Below are 14,679 nucleotides of genomic sequence, written 5' to 3' on the forward strand. Positions count from 1 at the left end.
TGACGCATCCCCCGTCGCCAGCGGTCGAGCGCTTTCAGCCCCCCGGTAGCCGAAGCGTCCCAGCTCACCGGTGTGACGGCACCGCAGAAACACCGAACAAGCGGCCCCAAGCGACCGACCGCCCCCGACGCGGCCCCCCAGAGGCGACCACGCCTGCCGGCCACCACGGCCCGTCGGCCCCCAGAACGTCACAAGACCGCCATATCCCCACCACATCCCGGCCCGCGACGCGACGATGGCCTTTCGACCACCGTGTCCAGGGGGGACCATGCGCATCCGCCACACCACCCTCACGATCGCCGTCGCGGCACTCGCGCTCACCGCGTGCTCCACCAGCGACAGCGGCACCGAGACGCACGAGACGACCGTCACCACGTCGACCGGCCCGAAGACCACCGGCCTCACCGCGGAGCAGGCAGCCGCCGAACTGGCCGAGGCGACCGGCGTCACCACACTCGGCAACCCGACCGACAACACCGGATCCTGCTCCGACGAGGCCGCGGGCAAGGACCCGCGCCCGAACGACTGCTCACAGCTCATCACCACGGACACCGTGAGCATCTACGAGTTCCGGACCCCGGAGATCGCCGCCGACTGGGTCACGACCATGAAGAAGCAGGGCGACTGGCGGCAGGTGGGCCGGTTCGCCCTCGCCTGGACGGCCCGGGACCAGGGGCTCACCTCGGACGATCGGCGCGCCGAGTTGGTGCGGACACTGAAGAAGGAGACCGCCGACGAGGCGTGAGGACCCCGTCGCCGAGCGGAGCCGGGTCGGCAGCGGAGTCCTGAGGGGGCCCGCTGGCGCGGGTCACGCTTCTTCCAGGGCCTGCCCGAATTCGCGCAGCACTTTGCCGTGGCGGCTGCGGGCCAGTTCGTGCCCGACACCTATGGCGAGCGCGACCGGCCACTCGATGAGTTCGAGCGCCGTGAGGAAACCGAGGCCCGCGAGGAAGGCGAGCTGGTCCTTGGGCGGCAGTTCGACCCGCAGATCGCCCACGCGGACGGTCACCGAATTGTCCGAGACGACATGTTCGGCTGCGGCGAGCGCCCCGTGGGACTTCTTGATCGGAACCGGCGCGCTGGCCCGCGCGGCGCCGGGATCTGTCCTGCTTGCTTGCGCGGTCATGTCTCGTTCCGTTTCATCGGCCGGTGCCGGGCATCCGCTCGATGTCCCTCTTCCCCCCTCTCCCACGCTAGCCCCATACACCCAGCAGCCCCACTCCGGGAAATCACGCAACACAAAGACCCCCAACCATGATCGGTTGAGGGTCTTCTCACTGGTGGGGCTAACAGGATTTGAACCTGTGGCCTCATCCTTATCAGGGATGCGCTCTAACCAACTGAGCTATAGCCCCGCCGCGCTCTGCGGTGTGTGTCCCGCGCGCTGACTCCTGAAGATTAGCGCACGACCGGGGCAGTCCCAAAATCGGTTGGCGCAGGCCGCACGGCAGAGGTTTGGAGGGCGTCGCGGCGCGGCACGCTGCCCGCCCTACTCGTCCTCCGCCAGCGTCAGCTCCACACCCCCGACGAAGCCCGCGGAGAGGTTGTAGATGAACGCGCCGAGCGTGGCCAGCGCCGTCGCGAGGACGACGTCGATGACCGCGATGATCGCTGTGAACATCAGCACGTGCGGAAGCGACAGGAAGGCTTGCAGGTCAAAGCCGTTCGCCTCGTTCGAGCCGGTCGCCTCCGAGATGGTGCCGCCGACGGTCGAGAAGACGCCCATCGCGTCCAGGACCATCCACAGCACCGCGGACGCGACGATCGTGCAGATGCCGAGCGCGATGGAGAGCAGGAAGCTGACCTTCATCACCGACCACGGGTCGGCCTTGGCCACGCGCAGCCGCGCCTTGCGGGTGCGGGGCGTGGTGCGCGCGCCGGTGCGCGGCCGGCGCACGGCTCCGGTTCCCGACCCGGACGCGGTCTGCGCCGGGTAGGCCTGCGGCGGGTGGTAGGGCCCGGCGGGCTGCTGCTGCCCTCGCTCGCCCGGCAGCGGCGAGGCACCGTGCGCCTCCCCTGCCGGGGGCTGGGCCGGCTGCTGGGCGCCGGGAGCGGCCGGGCCCGCTCCAGCGCCGTAGTGCTGGGTCTGCGGGCCTCGGGTGTCCGTCACAGTTCCCCCCTGGGATCCATGAGAGTCGGGCGAGTGCGGGGCGGTCGCGGGCGACTTGACCGGCTTCAGATTGGTCGTGTGCGGATCCGTCGCGTTCGCGCCGCCCGCGGCGGAGCCACGGCCGCCGTCGCCCGTTCCCTTACCGGAATCGTTGCCGGTCGGGGTACCGACCGAACCGGCGCCCGTGGCTCCGCTCACGATGACACACTCCTCGTGCTACTCGGCCGAGGGCGCCTCACCCTCGTCCGTGCCGGCGGTCGCGGCAACCTCGGCGGTCTCGTCCACGGCCACGTCACCGTCGACTTCCTCCGCCTCGCGCCCCGCCTCGGCGTTACGTGCGATACCGACGACGGCATCGCGCTTGCCCAGGTTGATCAGTTGGACGCCCATGGTGTCACGGCCCGTCTCCCTGACCTCGCTGACTCGCGTACGAATCACACCGCCGGACAGGGTGATGGCGAGGATCTCGTCACTCTCCTCGACGATCAGCGCGCCGACGAGCGAGCCGCGGTCCTCCACGATCTTGGCGGCCTTGATACCGAGGCCGCCACGACCCTGAACGCGGTACTCGTCGACGGCGGTCCGCTTCGCGTACCCGCCGTCCGTGGCAGTGAACACGAACGTACCGGGTCGAACAACATTCATCGACAGAAGCTCGTCGCCCTCGCGGAAGCTCATGCCCTTGACGCCCGAGGTGGCCCGGCCCATCGGCCGCAGGGTGTCGTCCGAGGCGGTGAACCTGATCGATTGCGCCTTCTTGCTGATCAGAAGCAGATCGTCGTCCGACGACACCAGCTCGGCCCCGATCAGTTCGTCGTCGGACCCGTCCTCCCGCTCCCGCAGGTTGATCGCGATGACACCGCCGGAGCGGGGCGAATCGTAATCCTTCAGAGGCGTCTTCTTGACCAGACCCGCCTTGGTGGCGAGGACCAGGTACGGCGCGGCCTCGTAGTCGCGGATCGCCAGGATCTCGGCGATCGACTCGTCCGGCTGGAACGCCAGCAGGTTCGCGACATGCTGCCCGCGCGCGTCCCGGCCGGCGTCCGGCAGTTCATACGCCTTGGCCCGGTACACCCGGCCCTTGTTGGTGAAGAACAGCAGCCAGTGGTGCGTGGTGGAGACGAAGAAGTGGTCGACGATGTCGTCTTCCTTGAGCTTCGTCCCGCGCACGCCCTTGCCGCCGCGCTTCTGCGCCCGGTAGTCGTCCGTCTTCGTCCGCTTCACATAGCCACCGCGCGAGACGGTGACGACGATGTCCTCCTCGGCGATCAGGTCCTCGATGGACATGTCGCCGTCGTAGGGCACCAGCATGGTCTTGCGGTCGTCGCCGTACTTCTCGACGATCGCCGCCAGTTCCTCGCTGACGATGCCACGCTGGCGGACCGGCGAGGCAAGGATCTCGTTGTACTCGTTGATCTTCGTCTGGAGTTCGTCGTGCTCCTGGACGATCTTCTGGCGCTCCAGGGCGGCCAGTCGGCGCAGCTGCATCTCAAGGATGGCGTTCGCCTGGATCTCGTCGATCTCCAGGAGGTCCATCAGGCCGCTGCGGGCCACCTCGACGGTCGCACTGCGCCGGATCAGCGCGATGACCTCGTCGATGGCGTCCAGGGCCTTCAGGAGGCCACGCAGGATGTGCGCCCGCTCCTCGGCCTTGCGCAGCCGGAAGCGGGTACGGCGGACGACGACCTCGATCTGGTGCGTCACCCAGTGCCGGATGAACGCGTCCAGGGAGAGGGTCCGCGGCACCCCGTCGACCAGCGCCAGCATGTTGGCGCCGAAGTTCGTCTGCAGGTCGGTGTGCTTGTACAGGTTGTTCAGGACGACCTTGGCGACTGCGTCCCGCTTGAGGACGATCACCAGGCGCTGGCCGGTGCGCGAGGACGTCTCGTCGCGCACGTCCGCGATGCCGCCGACCCTGCCGTCCTTCACCAGGTCGGCGATCTTCTGCGCCAGGTTGTCCGGGTTGACCTGGTACGGCAGCTCGGTGACCACCAGGCACTGGCGGTTCTGGATCTCCTCGACCTCGACGACCGCGCGCATGGTGATCGAGCCGCGGCCGGTGCGGTAGGCCTCCTCGATGCCCTTGCGGCCCACCACCAGGGCGCCGGTCGGGAAGTCCGGGCCCTTGATGCGCTCGATGAGCGCGTCGAGCAGTTCCTCGTGCGAGGCGTCCGGGTTCTCCAGGCACCACTGGGCGCCGGCAGCGACCTCGCGCAGGTTGTGCGGCGGGATGTTGGTCGCCATGCCGACCGCGATGCCCGCCGAGCCGTTGATCAGCAGGTTCGGGAAGCGGGAGGGCAGGACGGTGGGCTCCTGGGAGCGGCCGTCGTAGTTGTCCGTGAAGTCGACGGTCTCCTCGTCGATGTCGCGGACCATCTCCATCGACAGCGGCGCCATCTTGCACTCGGTGTAGCGCATGGCGGCCGCCGGGTCGTTGCCCGGGGAGCCGAAGTTGCCGTTGGAGTCGACGAGCGGCATGCGCATCGCCCACGGCTGGGCCAGGCGGACCAGCGCGTCGTAGATCGAACTGTCGCCGTGCGGGTGGTAGTTGCCCATGACGTCGCCGACGACGCGGGCGCACTTGTAGAAGCCGCGTTCGGGCCGGTAGCCGCCGTCGTACATGGCGTACAGGACGCGGCGGTGGACGGGCTTGAGACCGTCACGGACGTCGGGCAGCGCCCGGGACACGATGACGGACATCGCGTAGTCCAGGTACGAGCGCTGCATCTCCGTCTCAAGCCCGACGGGCTCGATGCGCATGGTGGTGTCGCCGCCCTCGGCCTCGGGCGTGACTGGGGTGTTCTCGTCGGCCATTGCTGGTGAAGATCCTTCCCGGTGCGGTCAGCTGAGACCGACTCAGATGTCGAGGAAGCGGACGTCCTTGGCGTTGCGCTGGATGAACTGGCGGCGGGCCTCGACGTCCTCGCCCATCAGGACCGAGAACAGGTCGTCGGCCTGGGCGGCGTCGTCGAGGGTGACCTTGCCGAGCACCCGGTGGTCGACGTCCATCGTCGTCACGCGCAGTTCCTCGGCGTTCATCTCGCCGAGGCCCTTGAAGCGCTGGATCGAGTCCTCCTTGATGCGCTTGCCGCGCTGGCGGCCCAGCTCGATGAGGGCGTCGCGCTCGCGGTCGGAGTACGCGTACTCGGCGTCCTCACGGCCCCACTTGATCTTGTAGAGCGGGGGCCGGGAGAGATACACATGGCCGCGCTCCACGAGGTCCCGCATGAAGCGGAAGAGGAAGGTCAGCAGCAGGGTGTTGATGTGCTGGCCGTCGACGTCGGCGTCCGCCATCAGGATGATCTTGTGATAGCGGAGCTTGTCGATGTCGAAGTCCTCGTGCACGCCCGTGCCGAAGGCGGAGATCAGCGCCTGGATCTCCTGGTTCTGCAGGATCTTGTCGATCCTGGCCTTCTCGACGTTGAGGATCTTGCCGCGGATCGGAAGGATGGCCTGGTACTGCGGGTTGCGGCCGGACTTGGCCGAACCGCCGGCGGAGTCGCCCTCGACGATGAAGATCTCGCACTTGGCCGGGTCGTTGGACTGGCAGTCCGCCAGCTTGCCCGGCAGGGACGCGGTCTCCAGCAGGCCCTTGCGACGGGTCAGGTCGCGGGCCTTGCGGGCCGCCACGCGCGCGGTGGCCGCCTGGATGCCCTTGCGGATGATGTCCGAGGCCTCGTTCGGGTTGCGGTCCAGCCAGTCGTTGAGGTGTTCGTAGACGGCCTTCTGCACGAAGGTCTTGGCCTCCGTGTTGCCCAGCTTGGTCTTCGTCTGGCCCTCGAACTGCGGCTCGCTCAGCTTGACCGAGATGATCGCGGTCAGGCCCTCGCGGATGTCGTCGCCCGTGAGGTTGTCGTCCTTCTCGCGGAGCAGCTTCTTGTCGCGCGCGTACTTGTTGATCAGCGAGGTCAGGGCCGCCCGGAAGCCCTCCTCGTGCGTGCCGCCCTCATGGGTGTGGATGATGTTGGCGAAGGAGTACACGCCCTCGCTGTAGCCGCTGTTCCACTGCATCGCGACCTCGAGGGACAGGCTCTTGTCCTTGTCCTCGGCCTCCAGGTCGATGACGGTGGGGTGCACCACGTCTCCCTTGCGGGAGTTGAGGTACTTCACGAAGTCGACGATGCCGCCCTCGTAGTGGTACGTGACCGACTTGACCTCGTCCTTCTCGTCGGCGCCCGCCTCGTCGGCACCCGAGGTGGCCTTCGCCGACTCGCGCTCGTCGGTGAGCCGGATGGTCAGGCCCTTGTTGAGGAACGCCATCTCCTGGAAGCGCCGCGAGAGCGTCTCGAAGGAGTAGTCGGTGGTCTCGAAGATGTCCGGGTCGGCCCAGAAGGTGACCGAGGTGCCGGTCTCGTCGGTCTGCTCGTGCTCGGCGAGCGGGGCCGTCGGCACGCCCATCTTGTAGTCCTGCGTCCACCGCCGGCCGTCGGTCCTGACCTCGACCGACACCTTGCTCGACAGGGCGTTGACGACCGAGACGCCGACGCCGTGCAGACCGCCGGAGACCGCATAGCCGCCGCCGCCGAACTTGCCGCCCGCGTGCAGCACGGTCAGCACGACCTCGACGGCCGGCTTGCCCTCGGAGGGGACGATGCCGACCGGAATGCCACGGCCGTTGTCGACGACGCGGACGCCGCCGTCGGCCAGGATCGTCACGTCGATCGTGTCCGCGTGCCCGGCCAGCGCCTCGTCGACCGAGTTGTCGACGACCTCGTACACCAGGTGGTGCAGACCGCGCTCGCCGGTCGAGCCGATGTACATACCGGGTCGCTTGCGAACCGCGTCCAGACCCTCGAGCACGGTGATCGCGCTGGCGTCGTACGAGGCGGTGACCTCGCCGTTCGCGCCGGCGTCGGTGGACGGGATGTTCTCGTTGGGGTTGCCGGAATCGGCCACGAAGCGCCCTTTCTGGCACAGCACGAGCCAGGCTCCTGGGGGTGCCCCCTCCCGGGGGAGGGTTGCCGGAGCGGCTGCGGCATGTTGCGTTGGTAAGCCCTGATTCAGCGTTGCTCAGCTTTTCCCGAACGGTCCCCACGTTCGGGGCGGGATTGGCTCCAGTCTACCGGTAGCGCCGACAGTGATGGGGGTTTGCCGGTACCTGAGTCCCCATGTGCCGCCCTCAACCGGTCTCGGCCGGGTCCCGATATACGGAAGGGGGCTCCAAGAGGCTCACAGCGCCACTCAGCGCTTCCGGCTGTCAACCCCTGGCTACTCCAGGGTCAGCTCGCGACGGACGTCCGCGCGCGATGCCCCGTCGGACCCGCTCGCGGGGGCCCGACGCAGGCGCCCCACCAGCGAAGATGTGAGGTCGGTCACCTGATCGCCCCGCCCGTCGCAGCCCTGCCCGACGGGCCCGTGAGCGTCCCCCTCGGTGAGGTTCCGGTCACCCATAGGTGTCGCCGGGGCCCGTGCTGCCCGGGGCGCGCAGGGGGCCGTAGCGACGGGCGGTGCCGCCCGGACCGTGCACCTTGATCAGCTTCACGGTGCCGTGCCCCAGGTCTTCGTTGAGGCGGGCGACCAGCGTCGGCGCGAGCAGCCGCAGCTGGGTCGCCCACGCCGTGGAGTCGCACTGCACGGACAGGACGCGCTCGTCCTCGTCGTAGCGCTGCGGCACGCAGTGCTTGGCGAGGTCGTCGCCGACGATCTGCGGCCAGCGGCCCATGACCCCGCCCACCGCGGCGGGCGCCTCCCAGCCGCGCTCGGTGATCAGCCGGTTGATGGCGGCGCCCAGCGCCATCGGATCGCGGCCGTCGGCCCGCGCGCCGGAGCGCAGCCCCCCGCGCCGCGCCTGCTTCTTCTGCCGCGCCGCGTCCCCACGCGCGCGTGCCGCTTCCTTCGCCGCGCGCAGCGCCACGCGCGCGAGGTCGACGCCCGAGGGCTCGGGGGACCGCTGGGGCCGCGCCGGGGCCGGCTCGTCGGTGCTCATGCGCGCTCCACCCTCCCGTCGGACACCGCGTACCGGGCGCCGGCCAGGACGTCCGGTACGTCGTCGTCGACCGCGGCGGTCACCAGCACCTGCTCGCCGGGCGCGACCAGTTCGGCCAGCCGCTCCCGCCGCCGGGCGTCCAGCTCGGCGAAGACGTCGTCCAGGACCAGCACCGGTTCGTTGCCCTCGGAGCGGAGCAGGTCGTACGAGGCCAGGCGCAGCGCCAGCGCACAGGACCAGGACTCGCCGTGCGAGGCGTACCCCTTGGCGGGCAGCCGGCCGAGTTTGAGGATCACGTCGTCCCGGTGCGGCCCGACGAGGGTGACGCCCCGCTCGATCTCCTGCTTGCGCGCCTCGGCGAGCGCGGCCGTCAGCTGGCCGTACAACTCCTCGCGCGTGTGGGCCTCGCCGGGCGCGGACGGCTTGTACTCCAGGGCCACGGGACCGCCACCGGGGGCCAGTTGCTCGTACGCCTTGTCGGCCAGCGGCTCGATCGCGGCGATCAGGTCGAGGCGCTGGGCGAGCAGTTCGGCACCCGCGCGCGCGAGGTGCTGGTCCCAGACGTCGAGCGTGGACAGGTCCATGGCCCGGCCCCCGTGCCGGCGGGCCAGCGCGGCCGATTTCAACAGGGTGTTGCGCTGCTTGAGGACCCGCTCGTAGTCGGAGCGCACGCCGGCCATCCGCGGCGCGCGGGCGGTGACCAGCTCGTCCAGGAAGCGGCGCCGCTCCCCGGGGTCGCCCTTGACCAGCGCCAGGTCCTCGGGCGCGAACAGCACGGTCCGTACGATGCCCAGCACGTCCCGGGGCCGGACCTGCGCGGACCGGTTGACGCGGGCGCGGTTGGCCTTGCCGGGGTTCAGCTCCAGCTCGACCAGTTGCTGCCGCTCGCCCTGTCTGACCTGGGCCCGGATGATCGCGCGTTCGGCCCCCACGCGGACCAGGGGGGCGTCCGAGGCGACGCGGTGGCTGCCGAGGGTGGCGAGATAACCGACCGCCTCGACGAGGTTGGTCTTGCCCTGCCCGTTGGGGCCGACGAAGGCGGTGACGCCCGGGTCCAGCGGGACCTCGACCCGGGCGTACGAGCGGAAGTCGGCCAGCGAGAGATGCGTGACGTGCATGGTCGTTCGCCGACCTCCCCCAACGTTGTGGACCGAAGGACGGCCCTGTGGATCACTTCTTCTCGACCGCGTGGCCGCCGAACTGGTTCCGCAGCGCCGCGATCATCTTCATCTGCGGCGAGTCGTCCTGCCGCGAGGCGAACCGGGCGAACAGCGACGCGGTGATGGCGGGCAGCGGCACCGCGTTGTCTATGGCGGCTTCCACGGTCCACCGGCCCTCGCCGGAGTCCTGTGCATAACCCTTGAGCCCGGCCAGGTGCTCGTCCTCGTCGAGGGCGTTCACCGCGAGGTCCAGGAGCCAGGAACGGATGACCGTTCCCTGCTGCCAGGAGCGGAAGACCTCACGCACGTCCGTGACGGAGTCGACCTTCTCAAGAAGCTCCCAGCCCTCCGCGTACGCCTGCATCATCGCGTATTCGATGCCGTTGTGGACCATCTTCGCGAAGTGGCCCGCGCCGACCCGGCCGGCGTGCACCGAACCGAAGTCGCCCTCCGGCTTGAGCGCGTCGAAGACCGGCTGCGCCTTGGCGACGTGCTCCGGGTCGCCGCCGTACATCAGCGCGTAGCCGTTCTCCAGGCCCCAGACGCCGCCGGAGACACCGCAGTCGACGAAGCCTATGCCCTTGGCGGCCAGTTCCTCGGCGTGCTTCTCGTCGTCCGTCCAGCGGGAGTTGCCGCCGTCCACGACGACGTCACCGGGCTCCAGCAGACCGGCCAGCTCGTCGATGGTGGTCTGGGTGGGCTCGCCGGCCGGGACCATCACCCAGACCACGCGCGGGCCGGAGAGCTTGCCCACAAGCTCTTCCAGGCTGTGGACATCCGCGAGGTCCGCGTTGCGGTCGTATCCGATGACGGTGTGGCCCGCGCGGCGGATCCGCTCGCGCATGTTGCCGCCCATCTTGCCGAGGCCGACGAGACCGAGCTCCATCAGTTGCTGTCCTTCGGTTGCTGTGTGACGTAGGGGCACGTGCGTACCCGCGTCCGAGCCTAAACCCGGGCCGTCATGCACAGCTGTGGGCCTACGCGCTCATGCGTACGCCCCTCACCTGGGGCTTTGCCGGTACGGGTGGTCAGCCGCTGAGGCGCACCGGCATGATCAGGTACTTGTAGGCCTCGTCCGCCTCGGCGTCCACCGCGGGCCTGCCGCTGAGCAGCGCGGGCTTCGTGGACGTCGTGAACGACAGCTGCGCCACCGGTGAGTCGATGGCGCTCAGACCGTCGAGCAGGAACGTCGGGTTGAAGGCGATGGAGATGTCGTCGCCCTCCAACTGCGCGTCGACCCTTTCCACAGCCTGTGCGTCGTCGCTGGAGCCGGCCTCCAGGATGAGCACGCCCTGCTCGAAGCTGAGCCGCACCGGGGTGTTGCGCTCGGCGACCAGGGCCACGCGCTTGACGGCCTCCACGAAGGGGGCGGTCTCGATCACGGCGACCGAGTTGAACTCCGTCGGGAACAGCGTGCGGTACTTCGGGAGGTCGCCCTCCAGCAGGCGCGTGGTCGTCCGCCGGCCCGCGCCCTCGAAACCGATCAGGCCCTCGCCGGAACCGGAGCCGGACAGGGCGAGGATCACGCTGTCGCCGCTGGTCAGCGCCTTCGCGGTGTCCAGGAGGGTCTTGGCGGGCACCAGGGCGACCGCGGAGGCGTCCGGGTTCTCGGGCTTCCACAGGAACTCGCGGACCGCGAAGCGGTAGCGGTCGGTGGAGGCCAGCGTGACGGTGTCGCCCTCGATCTCGATGCGCACACCGGTCAGGACGGGCAGCGTGTCGTCGCGTCCGGCGGCGATGGCGACCTGTGCGGCGGCGGAGGCGAAGACCTCGCCGGGGACGGTGCCCGTGGCGTTCGGCATCTGCGGCAGGGCCGGGTACTCCTCCACAGGCAGGGTGTGGAGGGTGAACCGCGAGGAGCCGCAGACCACCGTCGCCCGTACACCGTCTGTGGAAATCTCCACCGGGCGGTTGGGCAGGGCGCGGCAGATGTCGGCCAGCAGGCGGCCGGAGACGAGGACTGTGCCCTCCTCCTCGACCTCCGTCTCGACGCTCACGCGCGCGGAGACCTCGTAGTCGAAGCTGGACAGGCTCAGCTGGCCGTCCTCGGCCTTCAGGAGGAGGCCGGCGAGGACAGGCGCCGGCGGACGGGCCGGGAGGCTGCGTGCTGCCCAGGCCACTGCCTCCGCGAGTACGTCGCGTTCCACCCGGATCTTCACCGTAAGCCGCCTCCTGCTGTTGCTACTGAGTCCTACGACCCGGTGTCACTGCCCCGTGGGTGGGGAAGAACACCGACGACCAGTCTGACGCACCGCACTGACAGTAGGTGCCCGTCGGGGTCAAGTCGTGCCGGGGGGCGGTCGGGCACGAGAGGGCGAGTTGTGCACAGGCCCCGCTTCGAAACGGATTCCGCTCTCTCTCTGATTGGGAGTAGTAGTAGGGCCTGTGGATACCGTGGATAACCACGTTTGCCCTGCTCAGCGCGGAAATTTTGTCCACGGGCCCTGTGGGCGGAGGCGGTGGACAACCAGGGGTCTCTGTGGAGAACAAGAAGTTCTGCACACCCCACCCACAGCCTGAGGCCACTTCTCCCCAGCTGCGTCCCCAGGTTTACCCGGGTTTCCCACACCCCAACCCGGCAGCTTGGTGTGACGCCTTTCACTCGACGCGGTGATCGGGTGCGTCGTGTTGCCGAACAGTGGAAAGAGATGTGGAGAAGCCCGGGATCACTGGGGACAACCGGCCCCAGCCTGTGGGCCGACGGTGGACAACTCCGTGCACAGCCTGTGGATCTCTGCTTTGTCCACAGTCTGTGGAGATCTTTCGTCCACTAATCCACAGCCAGGTGACCTGCCCCGATGCTCCTTCACCAGGCTGGGCTGTGGATACGTTCTGGACAACTCGGCTCTCCCCAGGATGTGGACGGAAGAAAGTCACCGAATCTGTGGAGAGCGGCCGTAACCCGGCGGGTAATCGAACACGCGGTGACCGGTGGGCGTCGGGCGCCCACCTCCGCCCACTGCCGAGCCGGGCCTGTGGACGGCCACCGTCGCCACCGCCCGCGCCGGCGCCGACCGGCTCCAGCCCGCCGCCGGAGCTCACGCAGCCCACGCTGACGTCGCCGCCGGGCCGAACCCTGCCCGGCGGCGACGGCCGGCAGATGCCGTGCGTCCAGGACGTCACCGCCCTTCACCGCGGCGATGTCCCGCGCCTCCGCGCCGGGCGCGACAACGGACTGCCGATGTCCCCCGGCCGGCCCCGCCGATCGGGCGCGGCCCGCCCGGTCCCGCCCGTCGGATCACCGTGGCCCACGCACGCGTCGAGCCGGGCGCGCGGGCCGGGACGCCTCTCGCGCGCGGCCCGGCCCCCTGATGCTCTTACCCCGCGCTGTCCGGTCACCGACTTGGCCAAGCCGGTCGGGTGCCGGAGGCATGGAAAGGCGCCCCCGGGGTTTCTCCCGAGGGCGCCGAGTGCCGTGGTGGGCCGGTGTCAGCCGTTCTTGATGCGGTTGGTCAGTTCGGTGACCTGGTTGTAGATGGAGCGGCGCTCCGCCATCAGCGCGCGGATCTTGCGGTCGGCGTGCATCACCGTCGTGTGGTCACGCCCGCCGAACTGGGCGCCGATCTTCGGCAGTGAGAGATCGGTCAGCTCCCGGCACAGATACATGGCGATCTGCCGGGCGGTGACCAGGGCACGGCCGCGCGAGGTGCCGCACAGATCCTCGACCGTGAGACCGAAGTAGTCGGCGGTCGCCGCCATGATGGCCGTCGCGGTGATCTCGGGGGCGGTGTCCTCCCCGCCGGGAATCAGGTCCTTGAGGACGATCTCCGTCAGGCCCAGGTCGACCGGCTGCCGGTTGAGCGAGGCGAACGCCGTCACCCGGATCAGCGCGCCCTCCAACTCGCGGATGTTGCGGGAGATCCGGGAGGCGATGAACTCCAGCACCTCGGGCGGGGCGTTCAGCTGCTCCTGCACCGCCTTCTTGCGCAGGATGGCGATCCGGGTCTCCAGCTCGGGCGGCTGGACGTCGGTGATCAGACCCCACTCGAAGCGGTTGCGCAGCCGGTCCTCCAGGGTGACCAGCTGCTTGGGCGGCCGGTCGCTGGAGAGCACGATCTGCTTGTTCGCGTTGTGGAGCGTGTTGAAGGTGTGGAAGAACTCCTCCTGCGTCGACTCCTTGTCCGCGAGGAACTGGATGTCGTCCACAAGAAGGATGTCCATCTCGCGGTAGCGCTTGCGGAAGCTGTCGCCCTTGCCGTCGCGGATGGAGTTGATGAACTCGTTGGTGAACTCCTCCGAGCTGACGTACCGCACGCGCGTGCCCGGGTAGAGGCTGCGCGCGTAGTGCCCGATGGCGTGCAGCAGATGCGTCTTGCCGAGCCCCGACTCCCCGTAGATGAAAAGGGGGTTGTACGCCTTCGCCGGTGCCTCGGCGACGGCGACCGCGGCCGCGTGCGCGAAGCGGTTGGACGCGCCGATGACGAACGTGTCGAAGAGGTACTTCGGGTTCAGCCGTGCGGTCGGCTCGCCCGGACCGGTCGCCGGCGCGGGCTGCGCGGCCAGCGGCCCGGGGGCACCCGTCGTCGGCAGGTTCGGGCCCACGGGACCGCCGCGGTGCACCTGGCCGGTGCCGGCCGACGGCTCGGGCAGCTCGCGCCGGGCCGGGTCCCGCTGGTCGTAGTCGGGGCGTGATCCGTCGTAACCGGAACGCTGCCGCTCGTACGGCGGGCGCTCCATGCCCTGCGGTCGGTAGTCCTGCCCGGCGCCGTACGCGTCCTGCCCCGAGGCGTAGGAGTCCGGCGACGCATAGGCGTCACGCGCGGACGAACCGTAGGAGTCCTGCGGCGGCGACGCGTACGGGTCACGCTCCGGGAAGCCGAGCCGCGGCTGCTGCCAGCCGTACTCGTCCTGGCCGGACCGCGGCCAGGCGCCGGGCTCGGGCCGCTGGTACTCGGACGGGTAGGCGGGACGGGGGGCGGGGAGCCGGTCCGGCCTGGTGGCGGTCTCGGTGCCCGGCAACTGCTCGGCCCGGTGCCGGCCGTAGCCCTCGTACGGGCCCGACGGCAGTTCGGGCTCCTCGTAGCGCGACTTCGGCACCGTCGGCGCGGTCTCCTCGGCCGCGGGCGCGCGCCGGGGGGCGGGGGGCCCGGGGGGCTCGCCCGCGGACTCGTCGACGGTGATGGCGATGCGGATCGGGCGGCCGCACTCCCGGCTCAGGGTCTCGCTGACGATCGGCGCGAGCCGGCCCTCCAGCACGCCTTTGGCGAATTCGTTCGGCACGGCGAGCAGCGCGGTGTCCGCGACCAGGGCGAGCGGCTGGCACCGCCGGATCCAGTGCTCGTCCTTCGCCTCCACACCCTGGCCGCGGCCCTCCCCGAGGAGTTGCTCCAGTACGCGTGGCCACACTGCGGCAAGATCGGCAGGTACGTCAGCCACAGGGCACGCTCTCTCGCAGGTCCCACGAACGTGTGGTTGTGGGACGGGTCGGGATCTAAAAGGGGTGGTGCGGGGGACAAGGGAACGAATCGGAGTCCAGTCACGGT

10 protein-coding genes and 1 tRNA gene are annotated in these 14,679 nt (G+C 69.7%); 1 reads left to right on the plus strand and 10 read right to left on the minus strand.

Annotation, left to right across the window (positions count from 1 at the left end; translation table 11 throughout):
• Positions 1 to 268 precede the first annotated feature (268 nt).
• The gene (locus tag ACIRFL_RS04065; RefSeq protein WP_404023671.1) at positions 269 to 745 is read left to right on the plus strand and encodes a hypothetical protein; all 477 of its coding nucleotides are present in this window, start codon (positions 269 to 271) and stop codon (positions 743 to 745) included.
• A gap of 63 nt (positions 746 to 808) precedes the next feature.
• On the opposite strand, the gene ACIRFL_RS04070 is transcribed toward ACIRFL_RS04065, so the two are convergent.
• From ACIRFL_RS04070 to dnaA, 10 genes are all read right to left on the minus strand, one after another.
• Positions 809 to 1,126, minus strand: a complete 318-nt coding sequence (locus ACIRFL_RS04070) for a hypothetical protein (RefSeq protein WP_404023672.1) — start codon at positions 1,124 to 1,126, stop codon at positions 809 to 811.
• Between the two features lie 152 nt (positions 1,127 to 1,278).
• A tRNA-Ile gene (locus ACIRFL_RS04075) sits at positions 1,279 to 1,355 on the minus strand.
• 134 nt (positions 1,356 to 1,489) lie between these two features.
• Positions 1,490 to 2,308, minus strand: coding sequence for a DUF3566 domain-containing protein (locus ACIRFL_RS04080; RefSeq protein ID WP_404023674.1), 819 nt, complete (start codon positions 2,306 to 2,308; stop codon positions 1,490 to 1,492).
• An 18-nt stretch (positions 2,309 to 2,326) separates the two neighbouring features.
• A complete protein-coding gene (gyrA, locus tag ACIRFL_RS04085; protein WP_404023675.1) occupies positions 2,327 to 4,924 on the minus strand; it encodes a DNA gyrase subunit A in 2,598 nt (865 codons plus the stop codon).
• Positions 4,925 to 4,966: 42 nt separating this feature from the next.
• Positions 4,967 to 7,030 carry a DNA topoisomerase (ATP-hydrolyzing) subunit B gene (gene gyrB, locus ACIRFL_RS04090; protein ID WP_404023677.1) on the minus strand — a complete coding sequence of 688 codons (2,064 nt, stop codon included), beginning with the start codon at positions 7,028 to 7,030 and terminating at the stop codon, positions 4,967 to 4,969.
• 463 nt (positions 7,031 to 7,493) lie between these two features.
• On the minus strand, positions 7,494 to 8,036 hold the full coding sequence (locus tag ACIRFL_RS04095) for a DUF721 domain-containing protein (RefSeq protein ID WP_404023678.1): 543 nt from the start codon (positions 8,034 to 8,036) through the stop codon (positions 7,494 to 7,496).
• On the minus strand, positions 8,033 to 9,154 hold the full coding sequence (gene recF, locus ACIRFL_RS04100) for a DNA replication/repair protein RecF (protein WP_404023679.1): 1,122 nt from the start codon (positions 9,152 to 9,154) through the stop codon (positions 8,033 to 8,035). Before recF ends, ACIRFL_RS04095 begins: the two co-directional genes overlap by 4 nt.
• A 52-nt stretch (positions 9,155 to 9,206) precedes the next feature.
• Complete coding sequence (gene gnd / locus ACIRFL_RS04105) at positions 9,207 to 10,082, minus strand: phosphogluconate dehydrogenase (NAD(+)-dependent, decarboxylating) (RefSeq protein ID WP_404023680.1); 876 nt, start codon at positions 10,080 to 10,082, stop codon at positions 9,207 to 9,209.
• A gap of 142 nt (positions 10,083 to 10,224) precedes the next feature.
• On the minus strand, positions 10,225 to 11,355 hold the full coding sequence (gene dnaN / locus ACIRFL_RS04110; protein WP_404023682.1) for a DNA polymerase III subunit beta: 1,131 nt from the start codon (positions 11,353 to 11,355) through the stop codon (positions 10,225 to 10,227).
• A gap of 1,270 nt (positions 11,356 to 12,625) precedes the next feature.
• Complete coding sequence (dnaA, locus tag ACIRFL_RS04115; RefSeq protein ID WP_404023684.1) at positions 12,626 to 14,572, minus strand: chromosomal replication initiator protein DnaA; 1,947 nt, start codon at positions 14,570 to 14,572, stop codon at positions 12,626 to 12,628.
• Between the last annotated feature and the right edge of the window lie 107 nt (positions 14,573 to 14,679).

The organism is Streptomyces sp. NPDC102462 (assembly GCF_044765425.1).
Lineage (GTDB): Bacteria > Actinomycetota > Actinomycetes > Streptomycetales > Streptomycetaceae > Streptomyces.

Coding starts and splice junctions, on each gene's coding strand:
- ACIRFL_RS04065 (WP_404023671.1), top strand. CDS start 269: ATGCGCATCCGCCACACCACCCTCACGATCGCCGTCGCGGCACTCGCG.
- ACIRFL_RS04070 (WP_404023672.1), bottom strand. CDS start 1,126: ATGACCGCGCAAGCAAGCAGGACAGATCCCGGCGCCGCGCGGGCCAGC.
- gyrA (WP_404023675.1), bottom strand. CDS start 4,924: ATGGCCGACGAGAACACCCCAGTCACGCCCGAGGCCGAGGGCGGCGAC.
- ACIRFL_RS04095 (WP_404023678.1), bottom strand. CDS start 8,036: ATGAGCACCGACGAGCCGGCCCCGGCGCGGCCCCAGCGGTCCCCCGAG.
- recF (WP_404023679.1), bottom strand. CDS start 9,154: ATGCACGTCACGCATCTCTCGCTGGCCGACTTCCGCTCGTACGCCCGG.
- gnd (WP_404023680.1), bottom strand. CDS start 10,082: ATGGAGCTCGGTCTCGTCGGCCTCGGCAAGATGGGCGGCAACATGCGC.